This window comes from Agrobacterium sp. CCNWLW155 (assembly GCF_036888815.1).
GTDB lineage: Bacteria > Pseudomonadota > Alphaproteobacteria > Rhizobiales > Rhizobiaceae > Agrobacterium > Agrobacterium radiobacter.
On the sequence record NZ_JBAKFW010000001.1, the window covers coordinates 1,399,816 to 1,423,674 of the forward strand.

Below are 23,859 nucleotides of genomic sequence, written 5' to 3' on the forward strand. Positions count from 1 at the left end.
CCCCGGCGTCTGGAGAGAAACCATGAATTTCATTTTGAGCGACGTCGCGGATCCAGAAGCCGAAAAGGCCATCCGCGATCCGCTGGTGGCCTATAATCTCGCCCGTTTCGGCGAAAGCGACAAACGCGAACTCATCATCACCATCCGTGACGACGAAAACATTGTTACCGGCGGTCTGGTTGGCCATACCGCCCGCGGCTGGCTTTACGTGCAGCTTCTTTTCATACCGGAAACCATGCGCGGTCGGGGCACGGGCCCCAAGCTGCTTGCAATGGCCGAGGAAGAAGCCAGAAAACGCGGCTGCATGGGCGCCTATATAGACACGATGAACCCGGATGCCCTGAGAACCTATGAACGCTACGGCTTCACCAAAATCGGCTCGCTTGGCCCCCTTTCCAGCGGCCAGTCGATCACCTGGCTGGAGAAGCGCTTCTAGATTGCATAAAGCTGCTAAGCCGCGATCACCGATACCTCACCGTCGACCGTCCGACCCATAGCCTCGCGAATCTGCTGGCGAAGCCACACGGCCCCGGCATCCGCATCGGTCTGCAGGGCCCAGACCATGGCGACGGGTGGGAAGTTCAACGCCACCGGCACCGGGCTTATTTCCAGCCCCAGCAGCGGCGCATAACGCAGCGCGATACGCGAGGACACGGTGGCCAGCACCGCCGAAGATCGCGCCGTTGCCAGTACCGAAAGAAAATCCGGCGCCGCGGCAACGACGTCGATTTCCAATCCGCTCAGCTCCAGCGCATCCTTGATGCAGCCGTGCAGGCTGTCCGTCTGCGATATGACCGCATGTTTGGCCGCCACATAGGCGTCCAGTCCCACGGGATTGGGCAGATCGAGTAAAGCCGGGTTGAAACAGCAGAATACGCTGGAAGAATAGAGCGGTTCGCAATGGTGGCGCTGCTCTTTCGAATAGGTGCATCCGACAGCCATGTCGATCACACCCGTATCCAGCATCGCCGTGATTTCCTGCTCCTGCCCGTTGCGGGCGAGAATACGGATACCGGGCGCAATCTCCCGCAGCCGCGCCGTCAAATCCGGCAAAAGCAACAGTTCCACCTCGCTCGACATGCCCAGCCGGAATGTGCGGCGCTCCGTTGCCGGATCGAACACATCCGCCGTCAGCACCGCCGCCTGCGCCTGCCTGAGCGCCTGTCTCACCGGCCCGGCCAGATTGAGCGCCCGCGCCGTCGGCTTCATCTCCTGCCCCACGCGGATGAAAAGCTCGTCTTGAAACAGGGTCCGCAGGGTGGAGAGATTATGGCTCATGGCCGGCTGCTGGATTTTCAGCCGCCGCGCGGCGCGCGTGACATTCATTTCCTCCATCATCGCATCGAAGGCGATGAGAAGGTTGAGGTCGAAAGAACGAAGATTGAAATGATCGATAGTTTGCATAAGTCACATCGATTTGATTGCTGACCTCTCTACACTTAGCTGGAGTACGGAAAGTTTCAAGACGTTCCCCAACCCAGGAGCCCTCAATGCCGTCACGTCGCTCACTTCTCAAAGGCGCCGCCAGCGCCATCATCGCCGCCCCCTTCGTTGCACCCTCCCTCGCCTTCGCCAAGGCGCCGCTCGCCGCCACACAGGCACCCGGCTTTTACCGGCTGATGGTCGGCAAGGTGGAAGTCACCGCGCTTTCGGACGGCGTCATCGCGCTGCCGCTTGCCAAAATCTACACCAACACCACACCGGAACATGCGACAAAGGTGCTGCAGGATGCCTTCCTGCCGGAAGAAACGCCCACCTCGGTCAACGCGTTTCTCGTCAACACCGGCGACAGGCTGGTGCTGATTGATGCCGGCACCGGCACCTATCTCGGCCCAAGCCTCGGCCGGCTCGTCGCCAATATCGAGGCCTCAGGCTACAAGGCGGGGGAGATAGACGATGTTATCCTCACCCATATCCATACCGACCACTCCGGCGGGCTGTCTGCGGATGGCAAACGCGTCTTTGCCAATGCGACCCTGCACGTCAACAAGCGCGAAGCCGCTTTCTGGCTTGATGAGGCAAAGGCCAAAGCGGCGCCCGAAGCGCTGAAGAAGGGTTATGCCGAAGCGAAGGAAAGCATCCAGCCCTATATCGATGCCGGCAAGTTCGAGACATTCGGTGATAGTGCCGCGCCGGTTCCCGGCCTCGGCTCGATCCTTTATGCCGGCCATACGCCGGGCCACAGCGGCATCGTTCTGGAAAGCGACGGCCAGAAAATCGTCTTCTGGGGCGATATCACCCATGGCGATATCCTCCAGTTCGATGAACCTGATGTCGCGATCGAATTTGACGTCGACCAGAAGGCTGCCGTCGCCGCCCGCGATCTGGCATTCCGGCAGGCGGTGGAAGGCAAATATCTGGTGGCAGGCGCCCATATCGCCTTCCCCGGCATAGGCCATGTGCGCACCGACAGCACGAATTACGATTGGCTGCCGGTCAATTACACGACGCTTTAACCGCAAACAGCATGGCCTGATCCTTGACGGTCAGGCCATGCCCCTGAGCGGCAATCAGGTCAGCGCCACCTGCCGCGTTTCCGCATTGATCATCGTCGCGGCGATGGCGGCAAGCACCAGTAGACCGGCAAAAATGCCGATCGCGACACCGAAACCCTGCGCTATGGCGTAACCAAGCAATGAGGGCGCCAGCAGGCCACCGAGCCTTGCCATGGCGCCTGCGGCCCCCATGCCGGTCGCCCGCGACTCCGTTGGGTAAAGCTCCGGCGTAAAGGCATAAAGCGCGCCCCAGGTGCCAAGCAGCGCAAAACTCATGATAAGAAGCGAGGCGGCGATCATCGCGCCACCGGTGGCAAGCGTGAAGAGAAGGCATCCGAGCGCGGAGAGCAGACAGAAGCCGATCAGTGTCGGCTTGCGGCCCCATTTTTCAACGCCATAGGCGGCAAGCGCATAACCGGGGATCTGCGCCAGCGCCACCAGCACCAGAAAACCATAACCGCGCACGAAGCCGAAACCGTCTCCGGCCAGTTTCGCCGGCATCCAGGTGAAGACACCGTAATAGGAGACCGAAACGAGGAACCAGATGGCAAGGATCATGATGCTGCGCTGCCGGAGCGCCGGTGAAAATATCCCCTGCCCCTTGGCCACGTCAGGCTGGAAAAGCCCGGTTCCGGCATCGAGCGGCGCACGGCCATTCGTCACCAGCATACGGTTGACGACAGTCTTTGCTTCTTCCGACCGACCGCTGCGCAAGAGGTAAAGCGGCGATTCCGGCACCAGAAAGCGCAGGCCGAGACCGAGGACGGCCGGAAAGGCCGTCACGGCAAAAATGTAACGCCAGGCATCGGCGACACCGGCAAGGCTGGCGCCCCAGGCCGCAAGAGCCACGATCAGTGTCCCGACAGCCCAGAAGCCTTCCAGAAAGACCAGCCAGCGCCCGCGATTCTTGGCGGGCAGGAATTCCGCCATCATCGCATAATCCACCGGCAGCGTGCCGCCCACGGCGGCCCCGGTGAGAAAGCGCAGGACGAGCAGAATGGTGAAATCAGGCGAGAATATCGAAAGCACACCGAACAGTGCATCACAGGCCACGGTGACGATCAGCACCCGGCGACGCCCGTAACGATCCGCCAGCCGCCCGAAACCGGCAGCGCCGAGAAGCATGCCGAAAAAGAACGCCGTTCCGGTCTGCAGCGCCTGCGGCACCGTCAGGCCAAAGGTTGCGGCAATCGAGGCGGCTGTGAAGCCGACGGCCAGAACCTGCATGGCATCCGCCGCCCAGACGAGGCCGAAAATACCCATCAGCCTGCGCTGATAGGCGCCTGCGCCTGCGCGCTCCAGCGCATCATTCATGGTGATTGCCGTCATGCCCCGTCCCTCTGCAGAAATCGACTTTCACTTGCTATCGCATGGGGGGAGGAAACGGAATTGAATTCTGAGGAAGGGTGCGCACGGTTGGTACGAAAGGCTCGGCGCAACGATAGGCGAACCCTTGCGCCTCCACTCTCATCCCTGTGACAAGCACAGGAATGAGGGAAGACAGAAGCGCTGGCGAGAAAAGGCAAAGCTGCCTTGCAGAAAGACCCTCAGCCGTAAACCCGAAGAGGCTCCTCAAAACCCTCATCTTCCGCAGCTGCGGCAGGCATCACGGCCTCGCAGTTGCGCCAGCCGATCTTGCCCTTCAACCGCTGATGAACGTCGTCGCCAAGCGGCACCACCAGCACCCGGTTCGGATCAACCGGTCCCGGAAAATCGAGCGCCGCATAAGCGACCTTCTCAAAACCGAGCGGCATGTAATAGGGCGGATCGCCGATGAGGATGACGGCCTCGGAGCCCTTCCGCCTTGCGGCCGCAATGGCGATCCGGACGAGTTCCCGGCCTATGCCCTTGTTTTTGTGCGAAGGCCGAACCGCAAGCGGGCCAAGCATATGGCCCTTCACCCCGCCGGCCAGGACGGGCGTCATGCGCACCGAAGCGATCGTCTCACCATCATCAGCGCAGACGAAGGACAGCGACCGGTCATGCGGACCCTGCTCACGGATGCGCGCCGCCGCACGGGTGTGCCGGCCGGGACCAAATGCTTCTTCGTTGATGACTTCGATGATGGCGTCGTGCGACGCGTCCTCGGTGAGGTAGACAAGATCGTGCTTGGACATGAAGAGACCGAAACTTCCAGAATGCGGATGCGACAATAGATGACGGCTGCGCCGGTAAGGGCGTTCAGGAGCGTCAGCGTCGTCGGAGCATCCGTGGTTCGATCATAGCCTGCAATTTCCTCAGATTTGTGAAAATCGCAATTATCAGGAAAATCACCCCCCGTCCAGAACAAATCTCGACGCTCCTCCTTTCAGCTTGTGCGGGACCGGAAACGCATTGTTCAATGCCGTGCGGGTTCGCGGGATTGAGCGAAACCGGTAGTATCGCCGTCAAGGAAACAATCAAGGAGATCATCATGGGCATGCTGGTGGAAGGTGTGTGGAAGGACGTCTGGTACGACACCAAGGAAACCAAGGGGCATTTCAAGCGCAGCGCCTCGCAATTCCGCAACTGGATCACAGCGGATGGCGCACCCGGCCCTTCCGGAGAAGGCGGTTTCGAGGCGGAGAAAGATCGTTACCACCTCTATGTCTCCTTCGCCTGCCCCTGGGCGCATCGCACCCTGATCTTCCGCAAGCTGAAAAAGCTGGACGACCTGATCTCGGTCTCCGTCGTTGATCCGCTGATGCTGGAAAACGGCTGGGAATTCAAGCCGCAGGGCGAACGCACGCCGGGCGCGACCGAGGATCACCTGTTCGGCTCCTCCACGCTCTGGCAGGTCTATACCAAAGCGGACCCCAAATATTCCGGGCGCGTCACCGTGCCGGTGCTCTGGGACAAAAAGCGCGGCACCATCGTTTCCAATGAATCGGCGGAAATCATCCGCATGTTCAACTCCGCCTTCAATGATCTCACCGGCTCGCAGGAGGATTATTATCCCGAAGCGTTGCGCGCCGAGATCGATGCGCTGAACGACGTGATCTATGACACCGTCAATAACGGCGTCTACAAGGCCGGCTTCGCCACGACACAGGACGCCTATCAGCAGAATGCCGTGAAGGTCTTCGAAACGCTCGATATGCTGGAAGATCGCCTGAAGGACCGCCGTTTCCTGTTCGGCGCGGAGCAGACGGAAGCGGACTGGCGTCTGTTCACCACTCTGGTGCGGTTCGATCCCGTTTATGTCGGCCATTTCAAGTGCAATATCCGCCGCATCCACGACTATCCGCACCTGACGGGTTACCTGCGCGATCTTTACCAGACGCCAGGCGTGCCTGACACGGTCGACATGCGCCACATCAAGGAACATTATTACCGCAGCCACCGCACCATCAACCCGACCGGCATCGTGCCCGTCGGTCCGGAGCTGGACCTGACCATGGCGCATGGACGCGAGACGCTGGTCTGACGAAATACGCCGCTACCAGTAGTCGGCAATCGCCGCTTCGCCGGCAAGTTCGGCAAGGCGGCGGCGGGTTGCCGCCGTCACCCCTTCGGGCAGATTTGAAAGATCGAAAAAGCCGCTCTCGGCAATCTCATGATCCGGCTTTTTCGGTTTGGTCTGGGTGACATCAAGCCGATAAAGCGCGACATGGTCGCGATTGCTGCCTTCCAGATTAAGGTAAACGTGGAAAAGCTCCGGCTTTGAGGCCGCTTCGAGATTGCCTTCCTCGCGGATTTCCTTGTGCAGCGCCGCGAGCAGGGTTTCGCCGCGCTCCACCCCGCCGCCCGGCAGATACCAGCCCGGAAGATAGGTGTGCCGCACGAGAAAAATCCTGCCCTTTTCATCGTAGCAAGCCGCACGCACACCAAGAGTTGCGCCGCGCGTGAACAGAAAAACGAAATGCAGAAAGCGGGTGAAGACACGCATATGGAACGGACGGGCCTGCCGCCCGGTTGTTTCGTCATTCACCCTGGTTTCTCCCCGCCTGCCGGCTTTTATTGGACGCGCGGCATATCATAGGTTATCTCTGCCGCCATGTTCAAACTCGCCCATATTTCAGACGTCCATTTAGGGCCACTGCCAAAACTCACTTTCCGGGAACTTGCATCGAAACGGATTACCGGTTTCGTCAACTGGCACCGCAACCGCCGCAAGCATCTCTTTACCGATACACTGGAAAAGCTGCTCGACGATCTCGAGGCAAAATCACCGGATCATCTGGCTATTACCGGCGATCTCGTCAATCTTGCGACGGGCATCGAAATCCGCGCCGCCGCCGACTGGCTTGAGGAAGTGGGCGACCCTGAGAGAACGTCGGTGGTGCCAGGCAATCACGACGCCTATGTTTCCGGCGCGCACGACAAGGCCATGCAGGCCTGGTATCCATACGTGCGTGGCGATGGCGACCCGGCGGAATGGGACGACGACCGCAAGATTTTCCCCTATATGCGCGTGCGCGGCCCCGTGGCGCTGATCGGCTGCTCCACCTCGATTGCGACACCACCCTTTTCGGCCACCGGCTATTTCGGCAACCGGCAGGCGCGCGCCACGGCGGAACTCTTAAAAAAAGCCGGTGAACAGGGGCTGTTCCGCGTGGTGATGATCCATCATCCGCCCATCCGGGGCGCTTCCCCCACCCACAAACGCATGATCGGCATTCGCCGTTTCGCGGCCGCACTCGGCGTCGGCGGTGCGGAACTCGTGCTGCACGGTCATACCCATCTCAACACGGTTTACTGGTTGAATACCCACCACGGAGAGGACCACATCCCGGTCGTCGGCATTTCCTCGGCCAGCCAGGGGCCGGGCGGTGAAAAACCGCGCGCGGCCTATAATCTCTTCCATATTTCCGGTGGGCCCGGCACATGGAATGTCGCCTGCGAACGCCATAGCCTCGATGAGACGGCGACGGGTGTGGCGCTGGAAGATGTGCGGGTGTTTTATGAAAACGGGCGACCGCTGGGGTTTTCTCTACCGAGGGAATAAAACCCGCGTGCGTGGAGCGGAGGAGGGCTTTACCCCCCTCTGCCCTGCCGGGCATCTCCCCCTCAAGGGGGGAGATCGACCTGAGGCTAGGTCTTGCCCATATCAAAGCCCGAGAATGAAGCTGCGGGAAAGCGTCTTGCCGATCTCCCCCCTTGAGGGGGAGATGTCCGGCAGGACAGAGGGGGGCCTCCCCCACCCTCAAAGCAAGCTTACTTAGCCCGCTCTTCCAGCACCCGGTTGGCCGCCGAAACAATCGCTTCCAGCGACGCACCGACGATATTCGTGTTAACCCCGGCGCCAAACAGCTTGCCGCCCGGATGCTCCATCTCGACATAGGCAATGGCCGAAGCATTCGAGCCATGCTGCAGCGAATGCTCGGAATAATCGTTCACCGACAGGTCGATGCCGAGATAGACCGACAACGCATTGATGAACCCGTCGATCGGACCGGTTCCCTTGCCCTCGATGCGCTTCACCTCGCCATTATCGGTGATCTCGGCGGCCACAATGCGCACGCCCTTGAAATCGCCGGCCGGATAGGTGTGGTGATCGACGAACTTGATGCGCGCATTCGGCTGCGTCACATAACGCTCCATAAAGCGCTCATAGATGCGCTTGGCCGGCAGTTCCACACCCTCTTCATCGGTGATGCGCTGGATATCCTCGCGGAACTCTACCTGCAGGTTGCGCGGCAGGTTGATGCCGTAATCCTGCTGCAGAATATAGGCGATGCCGCCCTTGCCGGATTGCGAGTTGATGCGGATGATCGCCTCATAGGAGCGGCCGACATCCTTCGGGTCGATCGGCAGATAGGGCACTTCCCAGACGGGGTGATTGGCGACCTTGATCGCCTTCATTCCCTTGTTGATCGCATCCTGATGCGAGCCGGAAAACGCCGTGTAGACCAGTTCGCCGACATAAGGGTGACGCTCGGGGATCGTCATCTCGTTGGAATATTCGTACACGGCCTTGATACGCTCGATATCGCGGCAATCCAGCTCCGGATCAACGCCCTGCGTGTACATGTTCAGCGCCAGCGTCACGACGTCGACGTTACCCGTGCGCTCGCCATTGCCGAACAGCGTGCCTTCGACGCGGTCCGCACCGGCCATCAGGCCCAACTCGGTCGCCGCAATGCCCGTGCCGCGGTCGTTATGCGGATGCAGCGAGATGATGACGTTTTCGCGGTTGTCGATATTGCGGCACATCCATTCGATCTGGTCGGCATAGATGTTCGGCGTCGCCATTTCCACCGTCGAGGGCAGGTTCAGGATCAGCTTGTTGTCCGCCGTCGGCTTCACCACCTCAACAACGGCGTTGCAGATTTCCAGCGCCACTTCCAGCTCGGTGCCGGTAAAGCTCTCAGGCGAATATTCGAAGCGGAAACCGCCGCCGGCCTTGGCGGCCATGTCGGTGATCATCTTGGCGGCATCAACGGCAATCTGCTTGATGCCATGCACATCCTTGCCGAACACCACGCGACGCTGCAATTCCGAGGTGGAATTGTAGAAGTGGATGATCGGCTTGTTGGCGCCCTGCAGCGCCTCGAAGGTACGGGTGATCAGTTCCGGGCGGCACTGTACCAGCACCTGCAAGGAAACATCGTCAGGTACATTGCCTTCTTCCACGCACCAGCGGGCAAAATCGAAGTCCGTCTGCGAGGCGGAAGGAAAACCGATTTCGATTTCCTTGAAGCCCATTTCCAGCAGCAGCTTGAACATGCGGGCCTTGCGGTCGTGACCCATGGGGTTGACCAGCGACTGGTTACCATCGCGCAGGTCCACCGAACACCAGATCGGCGCCTTGTCGATGGTCTTGCCCGGCCAAGTGCGGTCAGGAATATTGATGGTCGGGTAAGGGCGATACTTCACGCTCGCGTCCGACATGCCCTTGGAAATATTGGTGATCTTGCCGTCCATTTCGCTTCCTCCTTGCGCAGTCCGCGGGCTTCTCGAGCCATCGGCGGATGCGCGGCCCTCAAGGGCCTAAATCCAGTATAAAATGAGATTTCGAGATGAGGAGCGTTTGCGCCAGCGGGCTTTCGGCCGCCGGGCGCTCCTCACTGGACCCGGCAACCGCGTGTAAGGTCGAGGCTAAGAAGCGAGAGTGCACCGCACGGCGAGGCCTTCGCAGAAATCTGCGCGCTCATGCCGTAAATGGTTGCGATGCTGTTGCTCATGGCGTCGTGTATAAACAGCGGCTGGCGGTCTGACAAGTGATCTTGTGCTGCGCGCTGGTTATTTTCCCTGCCTGCCGCTCTCAAGCCTTTCTGCCTAACCACGCTTTACCACCCGCTGCAACGCCATCATCAGCCCGCCGCCGATCAGCCCCCAGAAGGCACCGGAAACGCCGCCGAAGGAGAGGCCGGAGGCCGTGATGAGGAAAGTGATGGCCGCCGCCTCGCGGGTTTCCGGCTCCTTGAAGGCCGCCACTGCGGAACCGGAAAAGGCGCCGACCAGTGCCAGCCCCGCCACCGCCTGAATGAGGATGGGCGGCGCCAGCGCCACGAAGGCCGTGACCACGCCGGCCAGCAGGCCGAAGATGATATAGCCGATACCGGCGATGATCGCCGCCCAGTAACGCCGCTTCGGATCAGGATGAGCATCCTCGCCCGCGCACATCGCAGCCGTGATTGCGGCAAGATTGACCGCATGGCCGCCAAAGGGCGCGGAAAGCAGCGAGAAAAAGCCGGTCGCTGCAAAAAGTGGTCCGGGCTGCGGGTCGTAGTGATTGACCTTCAGCACCGCGATACCGGGAATATTCTGCGAAGCCATGGTGACGATGAAGAGCGGCAGCGCGATGGAAACGACGGCGTGCAGGCTGAAGACGGGCGTTACCCACTCAATCGGCGGTGTCAGCGATTGCGCCACGCTATCGAGCGCGCCCTCGGGAATATCGACACCGAAGATCATGACAAGCACGAAGGCGGCAAGGGCCGCGGGCACGGCGAACAGCCGTTTAAAGGCTCCAATAACGATCCAGGCGAGAATGATGGGTAATCCGAGCGCCGGGTTGAAGCCGATTGCCTTGATCGGCGCGAAACACAGGCCGATGATGACGCCTGACAGCATGGCATTGGCAAGCGGCGCGGGAATGGAGGCGACCGCCTTTCCAAGTGGCCTGAACAGGCCTGCGATGATGATCAAAATGGCGCAGATGACGAACCCGCCAACGGCTGCCGGGAAGCCACCCTCAATGACGCCGGTGGTGGCAAGCAGCGCGGCGCCCGGCGTCGACCACGCGATGCTGATGGGAAGCCGGGTTGTGACTGAAAGAGCGATGGCGCAAAGCCCCATCGCCACCGAAAGCGCCATCAGCGCCGACGCCGCTTCGAAATCCGTCGCACCGACGGCTTTCAGTCCCTGCAACACAACAGCGAAGGAGCTGGCGAAACCGACAAAGGCGGTAAGGCAGCCCATGAACAGGCTCTGGACGGAAAAATCTTTCAGCATGAAGCACTCTGCGGCCTGCGGCCTGTCGCAAACAACCGCAGCGGGCCGCATTGGCGACAGGCAGAAAAATTGAAGCGTGATGCGCGAATCCGGGGATGGCGACACGCCTTGGATGAAGCGTGGTTATATTCAGGATCAAAAAAGACGCGACTTGGCAAGATGGGCCACCAGACTTCAGGTACGGCGGCATGGAAAACGTCATCAAAGTTTAGCGGCGAGGCGCTAATCCTGCCCGCATCACAACAGGTCATCCGCCACGAGAGGGACCCTCGCCATGCTCCGCATCGTCACCATTGCCGCCTGCTGTTTTGCGGCTCTTCCCGCCGCTGCCCAGACCCCGCCTGCGCCGGCCTTCCTCGGCCAGATCGTCGTGCCTTCGGGCCTCTCCATCAATGGCGTTACCTTCGGCGGCATTTCCGATCTCGCCTTCGACAGCGAAACGGGCCGTTATTTCGCAATTTCCGATGATCGCGTGGAAAAAGGTCCGGCCCGCTATTACGAGCTGGAGCTCGCCGTAACGGAAGGCGCCACCACGCTCAACATCGCCGCCACCCATGAATTGAAAGACGAGACCGGCGCGGCCTTTGCGCCGAAGAACATCGATGCGGAAGGCATCGCGCTCGACCGCAAGGGCGGCAAGCTCTATTGGTCCTCCGAACGCGACCTGAAGAACCAGCCGGCGCTTTACGTCTCGGACATCGACGGCGGCAATGTGAAGCGGCTGGAACTGCCGGACGCCTATCTCGTCGACGATGCGAAGACCAAGGGCGTACAGAACAACCTCGCTTTCGAAGGCCTGACGCTGATGCCCGGCCGGCTGATCGCCGCCACCGAAAACGCTCTCATCCAGGACGGCCCCAAGGCAACGCCGCAGGCGGGCAGCCCGGCCCGTATCCTCGTCATCGACACGGCGACGCTGAAGCCGGTCGCCGAGCATGTCTATGTCACCGAGGCGATCTCCAAGACCCCAACCGCCGCCGAGCCGAAATATAACGACAACGGCCTTTCCGCCATTGCAGCCCTGCCGGATGGCCGTTTCGTCGCCGTCGAGCGCAATTTCGCCTCCGGCGTCGGCAACCACATCCGCTTCTTCATCGCCGACATGTCCCGCGCCGACAATATTCTCGGCAAGGACAAGATCGATCCGGCTTCCGTGGCTACCGTATCGAAATCACTCTGGTTTGAAATCAACGAAGGCGATTTCGGCCTCGATATCGACAATATCGAGAGCTTCGCCTTCGGCCCTGTGGTGGATGGCAAGCAGCTTTTTGTCATCGCCTCCGACGACAATTTCAACACGGGCAAGCAGTTCACCCAGTTTGCGGCATTCGCAATTCCCGCCAATCTGGGTCAGTGAAATCCACCGAAACAGAATGCCGGCTCTGGACAATGTCCGGGCCGGCATCGGCAACCGAGACGGATGCCTGCTTTACCAGCGGAGCAGACGTGAACCGGCGAAAGCGCCAATGATACCGGTCAAGAGAATGCCCAGGGAATACCAGATCAACACGAAAGCCATGCCGTTTTCGGTGCAGAACCACGAATAGACCCACGCCCCGGCCGCACCTGCGGCGATGCCAGCGGCAAAACCCGCAAGCGTGGGATCAGCGGGGGCCGACCGCCTGAGAACCGCGAAATTCGCCAGAAACAGCGGCAGCGCGAAAGCAACGATCAAAAACGGGCAATGCAGCGCCGACGATCCGAGAATGAGGGTGCTGTAGGTGCTGGGCACGGCAAATCCAAGCTGGACGAGCGCGATCAGCGCCATGGCGGCAAAAATCAGCGCAAGCCACACAAACAGGCAACCCCTCTCGCCTTCCGGCCGCGCAAGACGCATGACGGCAAAAAATGCAATGAGGGCCAGTAGGGCATTATAGGCGGATTTGACCCAGAAACCCGGCTCGGTCATGGCCTCGCTCATGTCGACGCGAAGCCCCAGAATGACGACCATCAGCACGAGCGAAAGGCCGAGCGCGGGCAATGCCGCGAATGCCAGCCTGCGCTCCAGCGCGAAAGCGGGGACAGGTTTCAGATCACCCGCCAGTTGTTCGATGATGTCTTCCGTTTTCCTCACCTGTCCCCCCGCAACTTCGCCGCCAGGACTTTCAGCGTTCTGTGAATGCCGACCCTTGCCGCAAGCTCGGTCTGGCCGGATTTTTCCGCCGCTTCGGCAATTGACTGGCCTTCGAGTTTCACTCTTCGAATGAGATCGCGTTGCCGCTCCGGCAGGTCGTCGAGCAGCCGCTCCACATCCATGCGGGCCATGACCGCATCGACGGAGGGTTCCGCCTCCAGCGTCTCATCGAGTTCGACTTGCGCCAGCATTCGGGCGCCCCTGCCCCGATAATGATCGATGAGCTTGTAGCGCGCTATCGAGAAGAACCACGCCGTGAAAGGTCTTGCACGGTCATAGGTCTCCCGCTTGGCGTGAAGCGACAACAGGGTTTCCTGCACAAGATCTTCGACATCGCCTCTGGAGGCGGCCGCCATGCGCCGGCTGAAATAGGCGATCAGCAGCCGCCTCAGGGCATGAAGCAAATGCCGGTAGGCGCCTTCGTCCCCATCGAGGGAACGCAGCATCAGCATTTTTAATGTCTCTTCCGAAGGGCTGCCTGTCATCGTCACTATCGGGTTATTCGCAGTCGGCAGGATATTGTTACATAGTGGCTTTAAAAAAATCTCGCCCGAACTTGTCGTCACAAGCGCGTGAAGATGTAACGGGCGGCGGGTCGCGCCCGAATGGACAATCGTGAGCCCCGGCACAATGCCGGCGGACATGCAACGACGTCCAGAGGAGACCCTTCATGACCCGCATTCTTACCGCCATTGCCGCCGCTTCCCTGTTCTCCGCTCTTTCCTTCGCAGGCATCGCCCATGCCGACAGCATGAAAACCGATACGATGAAGAAGGACACCATGCATAGCGACGCCATGAAGGCCGAGACCATGAAAAAGGATGGCATGTCCATGGCCAGCAAGAAGGACTGCATGGACAAGGCCGGTATGGAAATGGACAAGATGAAAAAGGCCGACATGATGAAGGCCTGCGACACGATGAAGTAAGGCCGGCCTGAACGAAAAAAGCCCGCACCGGTTTTGACCGATGCGGGCTTTCTCAAATGAAAATCGAAAACTCAGAGTTCCGACTGGCTTTCGACGATCTTGCCGACGAGGCCGTAATCCTTGGCCTCTTCCGCTCCGAGCCAGTAATCGCGATCGATGTCCTTGGCGATCTTTTCTTCGCTCTGGCCGGTGGCCTTGGAGAAGATCTTGATCAGGCGCTGGTTCATCTTGATGATTTCGCGGGCCTGGATTTCGATGTCGGATGCCATGCCGCGCGTGCCGCCGGAGGGTTGATGCAGCAGGAAGCGGGTGTTCGGCAGGCAAAGGCGACGTTCCTTCGGCACCGAGACGTAAATCAGCGCACCGGCGGAGGCGACCCAGCCCGTGCCGATGATGTAGACCTTCGGCTTGATGAACTTGATCATGTCGTGGATGGAATCACCCGATTCGACATGGCCGCCCGGCGAATTGACGTAAACGCGAATGTCGTCGTCGCTGGCGGCGGCAAGAGCCACGAGCTGCGTGCAGACCTTCTGCGCCAGTTCCTGCGTGATGCCGCCATAGATGAAGATCGAACGCGACTTGAAAAGATTCGCTTCCGTTTCCTTGCCGATCGGCAGTTCCTTGCTCTTGTCGTCTTCGTCTTCGTTCATCAACGGCTCTCTCCAGCAAAATTCGTGCATGCCCTTCGGACATAGTGCGACTTGTTACGTAAGGCAATGAGAGAAAAAGGCAAGGTTTGCCCGCCAACAATAAACACCACCCCCGGCAGATGACGCATGGACAGCCTCTTGGCCTTCGCGATATCGTCAGCGCCTCATTGCAGCGCCGCCCGCCGCGGGAAGCCCAAGATCCCGCCGCTGACGGCAACAATTTCAAGAGGGAACCATGCTGAAAAGACTAAGCCTCGCCGCCGCCGCGCTCTGCCTCACCACCCTGCCCGCTTTCGCCCATCTGAACCCGGAAGAACACGGTTCCTTCATGGCCGGCGTCTCCCACCCGTTTTTCGGCGCGGACCACATTCTGGCGATGGTGGCCGTCGGCATCTGGGCCTCGCAGATCGCCTTTGCCCGAAACGACCGCAAGGCGCTGTGGATCGTGCCCGCCGCTTTCGTCGGCACCATGGCCGCAGGCTTCCTGATGGCGGTTTACGGCATCGACCTTCCCTTCGTCGAACCCGCCATTCTCGCCTCCGTCATCGGCCTTGGCCTGCTGGTTGCGATGGCGGCGAGGCTTCCCACGGCAGCGGCAGCGGCCGTTGTCGGCGCTTTCGCGCTTTTCCACGGCCATGCCCATGGCGGTGAACTCGGTAGCGCCGGCGCGCTTCAATTCGGCATCGGCTTCATGATCGCCACCGCCATCCTGCATGCGGCCGGCATCGCGCTCGGCCTCGGCATTGCCCGTTTCGGCTCAGCCGCAAGCCGCACCGTCGGCGCGCTGACGGCGATTGCGGGTCTCTCGCTCGCCTTTGGCGGCTGAAGATCATTACCGAAATTTAAAATTTGGACCGCTTTGAAAAGCCTGAATTCTGGCCTACCTCCTTATCGTGGATTTACGCTTCACGGTAAGGAGGCAGCATATGTCACCGGAAGAAAGCCAGCTTCTCAAGGCCCTGTTCGACAGGACCAAAACCGCATCCGCCACCCCGCGTGACCGCGAGGCGGAAACTTTGATCGCAGACGCCGTGCGCGATCAACCCGCAGCCCCCTATTATCTCGCCCAGGCGGTGATCGTTCAGGAAAAAGGTCTGGAAGCGGCAGCAGCCCATATCAAACAGCTCGAAGACCGCATCCACGCACTGGAAAGCGGTAATAGCGCCCCTCAGGCGGCGGCGCAGGGCGGTTTCCTCAGCTCCATCTTCGGCACCGGCCAGCCCCAACCACCCGCACGAGCCCCTGCGGCCGCGCCGAGCTCATGGCGCAACGATACCGCCGGCCAGACGGCCGGCCCTTGGGGAGCGGCAGCCAATCAGCAGCAGCCCGGTGGCCCATGGAGCCAGGCCGCCGCAGGTGGACGTTCAGGCGGTGGTTTTCTGCAAGGCGCGCTCGGCACCGCTGCCGGTGTGGCGGGCGGCATGCTGCTAGCCAATTCGCTGAGCGGCATTTTCGGCAGCCACATGTCGTCGCTCGGCCTTGGCTCGCCCTTCAGCGGCGGCAATGCCGCTGGCAACGCACCCGTCGAGGAAACCGTCGTCAACAACTATTACGGCGACAGCGCAAGCCCGCAGAATAACGACGATGACGATATCCAGCAGGCCGATTACGACGACAGCGCCGATGATGCGGATGCTGATTCAGGCGACGACGGTTCGTTCGCCTGAACCTTGCATCACATAAACAGCCGGATCAGCCGCGGCCGCGATAGGTGGCAACGCCCTGATCCGGCAGCCACACGCCTTCAGGCGCCGGTCCGGTCTGCCAGAACACGTCGATCGGAATGCCGCCGCGCGGATACCAGTAAGCACCAATGCGCAGCCATTTCGGCTGCAGCAGTTCTACCAGCCGTTTGGCGATATAGACCGAGCAATCCTCGTGGAATGCGCCGTGGTTGCGGAAGGACTGCAAAAACAGCTTCAGAGACTTCGATTCCACCAGGAAATCGCCCGGAATGTAGTCGATGACGATATGGGCGAAATCCGGCTGGCCGGTCATCGGGCAAAGCGAGGTGAATTCGGGCGCGGTGAAGCGCACGACATAATCGGTGCCGGCATTGCCGTTCGGCACTTTTTCGAGAACAGCCTTCTCCGGGCTCTCTGGCGTATCGACCTTCGTGCCCAGCTGCGACAGGCCGGAAACATCCGTCACGGACATGGAAAACTCCTGTTTATTTAAACAATCACTTTGACGCCATGCGCCTTTTCGCCTTCCGGCTCGACGTGAATGGCAAGGCTGGCGCCCGGTATGACGTCCCTTATGGCATCTTCAAGGCGGTCGCAAATATCATGCGCCTCCCGCACCGTCATGACGGCCGGAACAACGACGTGAAAATCGATGAAGGCCGCCGAACCGGCGCGGCGGGTTCTGAGATCATGCACCCCGATGACGCCGCCGGAATTTTCCGCAATCGCCTTCTTGATCGCCTCGTCCTCTTCCGGCTCCACCGCCCGGTCCATCAAGCCGCCAAGTGAATGCAGAATGACTTTCGAGCCCTGGAAGAGGATGTTGATGGCCACGAGAATGGCGAGCAGCGGATCGAGAATGGCGTAACCCGTAAAAAGCGCCAGAACGAGGCCGACGAGAACGCCTGCCGACGTCACGACGTCAGACATGATGTGATGGCCGTCAGCCGCGAGCGCCGGTGAGGCATATTTCTTGCCGACACGGATGAGGATCGTCGCCCAGACAGCATTGATCGCACCCGCCGCCGCATTGATGACCAGACCGAGAACCGGCGCTTCCGGCAGCCTTGGATTGAAAAGGGCGCCCCACGCCTCCTGCACGATCAGGAGCGCGGCAACCACGATCAGCACACCCTCCACGACGGCGGAAATATACTCCGCCTTGTGGTGACCGAACTGGTGATCATCATCGGCCGGCTTCTGCGCATAGCGAATGACGAAATAGGCGATGAAGGCCGCGACCACATTGACGGTCGATTCCAGACCGTCAGATAAAAGCGCGACCGAGCCCGTGACCCACCAGGCCACGAGTTTGAGGCCCAGCACACCGAAAGAAAGCGGAATGCTCCAGAATGCGAGCTTCCTTACCAGCGCATTGCCTTCACTGTTCATTTTTGCCCCCGTGCGGATGCGAACGAATTGCATGACCGACTGCCAAAACGCACGAACCGCGCGCACGGGGTCTCCGTGCGCGCGGTTCGCTATTTGAGCGTTCTATCGTTCAAACGGAGCACAAGGTCAAGGGCATTGCGCTCACGCCAAAAGCATCACTCTTCGCTCTTCTGCTCGCAGAAACGAATGCGGTTGCCGAATGGATCGGTCACTTCCATCACATCGCCCCAGGGCAGTTCTTCAACACCCGGTTTCAGGAAGCGATAATCCTTCGCCGCCAGTTCCTGTTGATAGGCGTGAACGCCGCGCATGGTAGCGAAAATGTTGGAGCCCGGCGTCGCATCACCGTGATGACCGCTGAGATGAAGGCCCATTCCGGCCCGTGAAACCTGCATGTAGAGCGGGAAATTATCGCCGAAGCGGTGTTCCCAATCGACCTCGAAACCGAGAAAATCGACATAGAACTCCCGCGCCTTGGCTTCGTCGAATATCCTGACGATCGGGAATATCCGCTCGAAGCCAATGTCTCCAGCGTTTTGTGTCCCGGCATCACCCATGCTGCCTCAACCTCTTTTCGGCCCCATAAAATGAAACCGGCCGCAACAGGTGCGGCCGGTACAGTCAGCTTATTCGGCTGCGACGATCTTGCCGTCCTGCCACTTGAACAGCGAGAAGGCCTGCGACGTCAGGTCGCCGTTTTCGCCATAGGTGACCTTGCCGATTGCCGTCGGGAAAGCGTCGCCGCTCTTCAGGGCCGTGGCGACCGCTTCGGAATCCTTGGCGCTTCCGGCCTTCTCGATGCCGGCCTTCAGGACTTCAACGGCAGCGTAAGCGTTGAGCGTGAAGGCTTCCGCCGGAATGTTGGCGGCCTTCAGCGCTTCGGCAGCAGCCTTGGAGTCGTCGTTCTTCAGCGCGTCGGAAGCGTTGGTGAAGATCGTGCCTTCGCCAGCCTGCGAACCGATGTTCCAGAACTCGCTGTTCGACAGGCCGTCACCGCCGATAACGGCAGCCTTGGAGCCGATATCCTTCAGCTGGCGCACCAGAAGACCTGCTTCCGGGTGGTAACCGCCGAAATAGACGATGTCGGCATTGTCGGACTTCAGACGGGCCGTCAGCGCGCCGAGATCTTTTTCGCCTGGTGTCAGCGCATCATAGAGAACTTCGGTCACGCCACCGGCATTCAGCGTCGCCTTGAAGGAGTCCGCCAGACCTTTGCCGTAAGCGCCCTTGTCGTGAATGATGGCGATCTTCTTGTCCTTGAGGTTGGAAAGAACATATTTCGCCGCAACCTCGGCCTGCTGGTCGTCACGACCGCAAGTGCGGAAGACGTTGGCAAGGCCGCGGTTGGTCAGACCCGGTGCGGTCGCCGTCGGCGTCACCATCAGCACGCCGTTTTCGGCAAAGACATCCGATGCCGGAATGGCGACGCCCGACGTCACCGGGCCGACGACGAAGTGGATGCCTTCGGCAACCAGCTGGTTGGCAGCGGAAACGCCCTGCTTGGGCTCGCCGCCATCATCAGCGAGCTTCAGCACGACCTGTTCGCCGAGGATGCCGCCCTTTTTGTTGATTTCATTGACTGCCGTCTGGGCGCCGTTCTTGACCTGGTCGCCATAGGCGGCGACAGGACCGGTGAGCGGCGCAATCAGGCCGATGACGATTTCGGCATGAGCAAGGGGTGCGAATGCGAAGGACGCTGCGAGCGTCACGCTGGTCAATGTCTTCAGTTTCATCCTGGTGTCTCCTTAAAGGGGGTCGCGGACCCGGTGAGCGCCATGGGCGCCGACCGAATGAAACTATCGGACGCCTCCCGGCGAAAACTCGTTCCATTTTTGAATTCCGAGCCTTCCACTCAACTCATACGGAAGGTTTGATGATTTATGCAAGTCACTTTGCTGGTTTAGGTCTATTAGCGGTAAATCATTCGCCGGATCGGCCGTGATTGCGCCGTCTGAACGGACAAATCGACCTTCCGTAAACGCTTGGCGTTTGGCCGCCGCTGGAGGATAATACGCCATGATCGCAGCAGATGAAGAATTTCTGGCGGGCCTTCCCGTCTTCCGGCATTTTGAAGACGTGGCCGACCCGGCGCTTTATCGCGCCCTGCCGCCGGGATGGGGGCTGGCCATCGCCGATATCGTTGATTCGACCGCGGCGATCGGTACTGGCCGATACAAGGCCGTCAACATGGCTGGTGCGGCGGTCATTTCAGGCGTTTCGAACAGTCTCGGACGTCACGACCTGCCCTTCGTTTTCGGCGGCGACGGCGCCGCCGTTGCCGTACCGCCCCAGGGGCTGCCTGTGGCGCGTGCAGCACTTTCGAATGTGCAGCGCTGGGTGAAGGATGACCTCGATCTTGCAATGCGCGTGGCCCTGGTCCCCGTCGAAGATATCCGCAAGAATGGTTTCGATATTCGCGTCGCCCGCTTTCAGGCAAGCGAGGATGTTTCCTACGCCATGTTTTCGGGCGGCGGTAACAGCTGGGCGGAAGCCCGGATGAAGGAGGGACAATATGCCCTGCCCGCAGCCGAAGCAGGCGAGCGCCCGGACCTGACGGGACTTTCCTGTCGCTGGAACCCCATTCCCGCCACCCGCGGCAAGGTGGTATCGATCATTGCCGTGCCGGGGCCGTCGCGGGACATGCCTGCATTCCGCCAGCTGGTCATCGATCTCGTCGATCTCGCCGAGCAGGACGCAAGACACGGCCATCCCGTGCCGGAGGATGGCCCAAAACTCGGTTTCGTGGGTGAGGGTCTCGGTCTGGAAGCCCGGGCCGGGGCTGCCTATCACGATGTCTGGGGCAAGATGCGCCGCTCGTTTCGCATTCTCGGCGAGTCCCTGCTCGTCAATCTTCTCAGCGTGACGGGGCTGTCGTTCGGACCGTTCAATGCGGTGCGCTATCGGCGCTCGGTCGCAAGCAATACTGATTTCAGAAAATTTGATGACGGACTGAAGATGACGGTGGATATCGACGCCTCACGGCTCGAAAAAATCCGCACGCGGCTCGAACAGGGTCGCCTATCGGGAAGCTGTTATTACGGCCTGCACGAACAGGATGCCGCCTTGATGACCTGTATCGTGCCGTCCCCGCTTTCCAGGGACCATATGCATTTCGTGGATGGCGCGGACGGCGGATATGCGGCTGCGGCAAGCCGCCTCAAGCAGCAGATACAATCTGCTGCGACGGGCTGAATACCACGCCGATACCAGCCCTCAATCTCTGTGCCTGGATGCACTACAGCGAAAGCCGACGAAAAGAAAAAACCGGCGTCGTGCGCCGGTTTCAATGGAGTGATGCTGCCGGACCTTAACACGGCCGTGGGATCAGGCTGCGGTCTTGCTGCTCTTCTGCGCCTGGCAGTAAATTTCCTCGAGGGAGGCGAGGATTTTTTTCACGGATTCGGAGTTGCTGGAATAGTAGATGGTCTGCGCATCGCGTCGTGTCTTCACTAGTCGCTGGGCACGCAACTTCGAAAGATGCTGCGAGAGAGCGGACTGGCTGAGACCAACCTGTGAAGCGAGAACACCAACCGGCACTTCCGTATCCACCAGCGTGCACAAGATCATCAGGCGCTTTGGATTCGCCATAGCTGAGAGCAAGTCTGCAGCGGCGATGCTATGTTCCGACAGAGATTGGTTATCCATACGCTCAAGTCTCCTGATGACAGTCGAAAAAGACGGTCATGGTGGCTATTATAGGTGTTCCAAAAGGTGTTTTTATAATTCAGTTGATACGTTGTATATACCTAAATCTTGCTTATATCGTGTCCCTTTCAAAGACTATTCTTCATCGGTTATTTACTTAAGATATTGTGATAAAATTATCAGCTTTTTGCTCGTTTTTTCACAGTCTAAGGATAAAAACATGTATTAGCAGCAGTATTTATAAGCAATAAACGATCAAAATTTGAGCGCTTCAATCTTAACACCCGGCGCCGGATTTTGGGGTGACAATCTATTACCACCTTAAATTTAGCAGCGAGCTAAAGAATCTAGATTAACTTTGCGCAATTTTCTCTAAGTTTGCAATATGATTTTTATTAGTAATTATTTTCATGCATAACTTGGGATATCAAAAATATTCTTTGCTACCGTGGGAAGGTATAACTTGCGCTGCAAAGATCTTGTAGAAACAGAAAAAGGGCCCTCCATGAAGGCCCTTTCTTTTTTCAGACGGGCGAATCACTATTTTTTGCGGTGACGCGTCAGCCCTGCCACGACTTCATCTGCGGAAATCGTGCCTATGATCGCGCCATTGTCGACGACGCCGATCGCTCCGGAGTTTTTTGACAGCGCATCGAGAATATCGATCAGCGGCGATGATGGACGGGCGGTGGCGGCGACGTTCATCTGGCCGTTGCGTTCGTCCACGCCCCGCTTCATCACATCGGCAGCAGTCAGCATGGAAATCGGGTTCATGTTCTGCACGAAATCCGCGACATATTGCGTGGCCGGCTGCTTGACGATCTGCTGCGGCGTTCCGCACTGGATGATGCGTCCGCCTTCCATCATGGCGATACGGTTGCCGATACGGAAGGCCTCGTCCAGATCGTGGCTGACGAAGAGGATAGTTTTCTTCAGCCGGCTCTGGAATTCCAGAAGCTCGTCCTGCAGGCGGCTTCTGATGAGGGGGTCAAGCGCCGAGAACGGCTCGTCCATCAACAGGATCGGCGCGCCGGTGGCAAACGCTCTCGCCAGCCCCACACGCTGCTGCATGCCGCCGGAAAGCTCTCCCACCTTGCGGTCGGCCCATGCGGAGAGATTGACCAGTTCCAGCTGCTCGGCCACCATGCGCTTGCGCTCGGCTTCCGGCACGCCGGAAAGCTCAAGCCCGAAGCCGACATTGTCGGCCACATTGCGCCAGGGCAGAAGACCGAACTGCTGGAAGACCATGGAAACCGTGTGCATGCGCAGATCGCGGAGCGATTTCGCCGGGCAGCGATAGGGATCGACATAGCCGGACTTGGTCTTCACGCCGACATTGCCGCGCACCACGGGCGCAAGCCCGTTGACGGCCCTGAGCAGGGTCGATTTGCCGGAGCCGGAAAGCCCCATCAGCACGAGTATCTCGCCTTCGCTGACCGAGAGCGAGGCATTGGCGACACCGAGAACCAGTCCGGTTTCGGTATTGATCTCGTCCCGCGTGCTGCCCTTGTCGATCAGCGGCAGCGCCGCATCGGGCCGGTCGCCGAAAACGATATCGACATTTCCGAAGATGATGGCGTCACTCATAGATCATCCTCCGCGCCGGGAAGGCGGAAAAGCCGGTCGAGAACGATCGCCAGGATGACGATGCACAGTCCCGCTTCGAAGCCCATGGCGATATTGACGGTGTTCAAGGCGCGCACGACAGGCACCCCGAGACCATTGGCGCCCACCAGCGCGGAAATGACCACCATCGACAGCGACAGCATGATCGTCTGGGTGAGGCCGGCCATGATCTGCGGTGCGGCGAAGGGAAGCTCCACCTTGCGCAATACTTGCGAAGGCGTCGCACCAAAGGCGACGGCCGCCTCGACCAGCGACGGCGGCGTCGAGACGATGCCGAGGCGGGTGAGGCGCACGGGAGCCGGAATGGCGAAGATGACGGTGGCGATGAGGCCCGGAACCATGCCGAGACCGAACAGCACCAGCGCCGGAATGAGATAGACGAAAGTGGGGATGGTCTGCATCAGATCCAGCGCCGGGCGCATGCCGGCATAGATCCACTTGCGTCGGGCCGCCAATATGCCGAGCGGTATACCGATGATCATGCACACGGCGCTGGCGGCGATGACCAGCGCCAGCGTTTCCGTCGTCGCTTTCCAGTAGCCGAGATTGATGATGAGCAGCAGCCCGAGCGCGGTAAAGATGGGCATGCCGACGGAGCGGCGCGTCCAGGCCGAAAGCGCCGTCAAGATCACGACGATGACCAGCGGATGCGGCGCCTGCAGCACATAAAGCAGGGCGTTGATGACGCTTTGGAAAATGAAGGAAAGCCAATCGAAGAAAAAAGCGAGATTGCCGGTCAGCCAGTCAATGGCCTCCTTGGCATATCGGCCGACGGGCAGGCGGTTTTCAGGAGCGCTGAGCCATTCCACGGTAAGAAAAGACCTTTCGTGAATTAAAACAATTCCAGCAAAAATGCGTAGCGGTTTTGCGTCCGGAATTGCGCAGACAACAAAGGAATGGAGCATCGTCATCCCGTTTTACC

The 23,859-nt window shown here is 59.7% G+C and carries 25 protein-coding genes; 9 read left to right on the forward strand and 16 right to left on the reverse strand.

What is annotated here, in order from left to right:
• Positions 1-22: 22 nt before the first annotated feature.
• Positions 23-436: a GNAT family N-acetyltransferase gene (locus V6S97_RS07060; RefSeq protein ID WP_004430183.1), complete on the forward strand. Its 414-nt coding sequence runs from the start codon at positions 23-25 to the stop codon at positions 434-436.
• A gap of 14 nt (positions 437-450) precedes the next feature.
• On the opposite strand, the gene V6S97_RS07065 is transcribed toward V6S97_RS07060, so the two are convergent.
• Positions 451-1,404 carry a LysR substrate-binding domain-containing protein gene (locus V6S97_RS07065; RefSeq protein WP_004430180.1) on the reverse strand — a complete coding sequence of 318 codons (954 nt, stop codon included), beginning with the start codon at positions 1,402-1,404 and terminating at the stop codon, positions 451-453.
• A gap of 86 nt (positions 1,405-1,490) precedes the next feature.
• Here V6S97_RS07065 and V6S97_RS07070 point away from each other — a divergent pair, with 86 nt between their 5' ends.
• Complete coding sequence (locus tag V6S97_RS07070) at positions 1,491-2,456, forward strand: MBL fold metallo-hydrolase (RefSeq protein ID WP_004430178.1); 966 nt, start codon at positions 1,491-1,493, stop codon at positions 2,454-2,456.
• Positions 2,457-2,510: 54 nt separating this feature from the next.
• Here V6S97_RS07070 and V6S97_RS07075 read toward each other — a convergent pair whose 3' ends face one another.
• Together V6S97_RS07075 and V6S97_RS07080 are read right to left on the reverse strand one after the other, a co-directional pair.
• Positions 2,511-3,824 (reverse strand): MFS transporter, encoded by a 1,314-nt coding sequence (locus V6S97_RS07075; protein WP_153315562.1) that lies wholly within the window; start codon positions 3,822-3,824, stop codon positions 2,511-2,513.
• Between the two features lie 218 nt (positions 3,825-4,042).
• Positions 4,043-4,612 carry a GNAT family N-acetyltransferase gene (locus V6S97_RS07080; RefSeq protein WP_020808572.1) on the reverse strand — a complete coding sequence of 190 codons (570 nt, stop codon included), beginning with the start codon at positions 4,610-4,612 and terminating at the stop codon, positions 4,043-4,045.
• A 296-nt stretch (positions 4,613-4,908) separates the two neighbouring features.
• Between V6S97_RS07080 and V6S97_RS07085 the strand changes: the two genes are divergently transcribed.
• The gene (locus tag V6S97_RS07085; protein WP_004430174.1) at positions 4,909-5,901 is read left to right on the forward strand and encodes a glutathione S-transferase family protein; all 993 of its coding nucleotides are present in this window, start codon (positions 4,909-4,911) and stop codon (positions 5,899-5,901) included.
• 12 nt (positions 5,902-5,913) lie between these two features.
• On the opposite strand, the gene V6S97_RS07090 is transcribed toward V6S97_RS07085, so the two are convergent.
• A complete protein-coding gene (locus tag V6S97_RS07090) occupies positions 5,914-6,405 on the reverse strand; it encodes an NUDIX domain-containing protein (RefSeq protein ID WP_080864181.1) in 492 nt (163 codons plus the stop codon).
• A gap of 66 nt (positions 6,406-6,471) precedes the next feature.
• Between V6S97_RS07090 and V6S97_RS07095 the strand changes: the two genes are divergently transcribed.
• Positions 6,472-7,422 carry a metallophosphoesterase family protein gene (locus V6S97_RS07095; RefSeq protein ID WP_004430171.1) on the forward strand — a complete coding sequence of 317 codons (951 nt, stop codon included), beginning with the start codon at positions 6,472-6,474 and terminating at the stop codon, positions 7,420-7,422.
• Between the two features lie 209 nt (positions 7,423-7,631).
• On the opposite strand, the gene leuA is transcribed toward V6S97_RS07095, so the two are convergent.
• Both leuA and V6S97_RS07105 read right to left on the reverse strand, forming a co-directional pair.
• Positions 7,632-9,341, reverse strand: coding sequence for a 2-isopropylmalate synthase (leuA, locus tag V6S97_RS07100; protein WP_080866340.1), 1,710 nt, complete (start codon positions 9,339-9,341; stop codon positions 7,632-7,634).
• A gap of 354 nt (positions 9,342-9,695) precedes the next feature.
• Positions 9,696-10,874: a benzoate/H(+) symporter BenE family transporter gene (locus tag V6S97_RS07105; RefSeq protein ID WP_087744742.1), complete on the reverse strand. Its 1,179-nt coding sequence runs from the start codon at positions 10,872-10,874 to the stop codon at positions 9,696-9,698.
• Between the two features lie 274 nt (positions 10,875-11,148).
• Between V6S97_RS07105 and V6S97_RS07110 the strand changes: the two genes are divergently transcribed.
• The gene (locus V6S97_RS07110) at positions 11,149-12,231 is read left to right on the forward strand and encodes an esterase-like activity of phytase family protein (protein WP_334426427.1); all 1,083 of its coding nucleotides are present in this window, start codon (positions 11,149-11,151) and stop codon (positions 12,229-12,231) included.
• Between the two features lie 72 nt (positions 12,232-12,303).
• Here the strand turns inward: V6S97_RS07110 and V6S97_RS07115 are convergent, their stop codons facing one another.
• A complete protein-coding gene (locus V6S97_RS07115; protein WP_004430161.1) occupies positions 12,304-12,948 on the reverse strand; it encodes an NrsF family protein in 645 nt (214 codons plus the stop codon).
• Complete coding sequence (locus tag V6S97_RS07120; RefSeq protein ID WP_004430158.1) at positions 12,945-13,460, reverse strand: sigma-70 family RNA polymerase sigma factor; 516 nt, start codon at positions 13,458-13,460, stop codon at positions 12,945-12,947. The genes V6S97_RS07115 and V6S97_RS07120 overlap by 4 nt, the downstream gene beginning before the upstream one ends.
• Before the next feature lie 218 nt (positions 13,461-13,678).
• Between V6S97_RS07120 and V6S97_RS07125 the strand changes: the two genes are divergently transcribed.
• The gene (locus tag V6S97_RS07125; RefSeq protein ID WP_004430156.1) at positions 13,679-13,936 is read left to right on the forward strand and encodes a pentapeptide MXKDX repeat protein; all 258 of its coding nucleotides are present in this window, start codon (positions 13,679-13,681) and stop codon (positions 13,934-13,936) included.
• A gap of 71 nt (positions 13,937-14,007) precedes the next feature.
• On the opposite strand, the gene V6S97_RS07130 is transcribed toward V6S97_RS07125, so the two are convergent.
• The gene (locus tag V6S97_RS07130) at positions 14,008-14,589 is read right to left on the reverse strand and encodes an ATP-dependent Clp protease proteolytic subunit (RefSeq protein ID WP_003523060.1); all 582 of its coding nucleotides are present in this window, start codon (positions 14,587-14,589) and stop codon (positions 14,008-14,010) included.
• A gap of 235 nt (positions 14,590-14,824) precedes the next feature.
• Here V6S97_RS07130 and V6S97_RS07135 point away from each other — a divergent pair, with 235 nt between their 5' ends.
• Both V6S97_RS07135 and V6S97_RS07140 read left to right on the forward strand, forming a co-directional pair.
• Complete coding sequence (locus V6S97_RS07135) at positions 14,825-15,415, forward strand: HupE/UreJ family protein (RefSeq protein WP_060725171.1); 591 nt, start codon at positions 14,825-14,827, stop codon at positions 15,413-15,415.
• Between the two features lie 100 nt (positions 15,416-15,515).
• Positions 15,516-16,256: a DUF2076 domain-containing protein gene (locus tag V6S97_RS07140; protein ID WP_334426428.1), complete on the forward strand. Its 741-nt coding sequence runs from the start codon at positions 15,516-15,518 to the stop codon at positions 16,254-16,256.
• 25 nt (positions 16,257-16,281) lie between these two features.
• Here the strand turns inward: V6S97_RS07140 and queF are convergent, their stop codons facing one another.
• From queF to V6S97_RS07160, 4 genes are all read right to left on the reverse strand, one after another.
• Positions 16,282-16,746: a preQ(1) synthase gene (gene queF / locus V6S97_RS07145; RefSeq protein ID WP_004430149.1), complete on the reverse strand. Its 465-nt coding sequence runs from the start codon at positions 16,744-16,746 to the stop codon at positions 16,282-16,284.
• A gap of 17 nt (positions 16,747-16,763) precedes the next feature.
• On the reverse strand, positions 16,764-17,666 hold the full coding sequence (locus V6S97_RS07150; RefSeq protein WP_031233356.1) for a cation diffusion facilitator family transporter: 903 nt from the start codon (positions 17,664-17,666) through the stop codon (positions 16,764-16,766).
• A 155-nt stretch (positions 17,667-17,821) separates the two neighbouring features.
• Positions 17,822-18,223 carry a glyoxalase superfamily protein gene (locus tag V6S97_RS07155; RefSeq protein ID WP_020808585.1) on the reverse strand — a complete coding sequence of 134 codons (402 nt, stop codon included), beginning with the start codon at positions 18,221-18,223 and terminating at the stop codon, positions 17,822-17,824.
• Between the two features lie 69 nt (positions 18,224-18,292).
• Positions 18,293-19,399 carry a branched-chain amino acid ABC transporter substrate-binding protein gene (locus V6S97_RS07160; RefSeq protein WP_060725172.1) on the reverse strand — a complete coding sequence of 369 codons (1,107 nt, stop codon included), beginning with the start codon at positions 19,397-19,399 and terminating at the stop codon, positions 18,293-18,295.
• 283 nt (positions 19,400-19,682) lie between these two features.
• Here V6S97_RS07160 and V6S97_RS07165 point away from each other — a divergent pair, with 283 nt between their 5' ends.
• Positions 19,683-20,858 (forward strand): DUF3095 domain-containing protein, encoded by a 1,176-nt coding sequence (locus tag V6S97_RS07165; RefSeq protein ID WP_004430138.1) that lies wholly within the window; start codon positions 19,683-19,685, stop codon positions 20,856-20,858.
• Positions 20,859-20,990: 132 nt separating this feature from the next.
• Here V6S97_RS07165 and V6S97_RS07170 read toward each other — a convergent pair whose 3' ends face one another.
• The 3 genes from V6S97_RS07170 to choW all read right to left on the reverse strand — a co-directional run bounded on the left by V6S97_RS07170 (position 20,991) and on the right by choW (position 23,746).
• Entirely contained in the window at positions 20,991-21,311 is a 321-nt protein-coding gene (locus V6S97_RS07170) for an ArsR/SmtB family transcription factor (RefSeq protein ID WP_003524068.1), read from the reverse strand.
• A gap of 540 nt (positions 21,312-21,851) precedes the next feature.
• Positions 21,852-22,898, reverse strand: coding sequence for a choline ABC transporter ATP-binding protein (choV, locus tag V6S97_RS07175; RefSeq protein ID WP_004430131.1), 1,047 nt, complete (start codon positions 22,896-22,898; stop codon positions 21,852-21,854).
• Positions 22,895-23,746: a choline ABC transporter permease subunit gene (gene choW, locus V6S97_RS07180; protein ID WP_035212696.1), complete on the reverse strand. Its 852-nt coding sequence runs from the start codon at positions 23,744-23,746 to the stop codon at positions 22,895-22,897. The genes choV and choW overlap by 4 nt, the downstream gene beginning before the upstream one ends.
• Positions 23,747-23,859 lie beyond the last annotated feature (113 nt).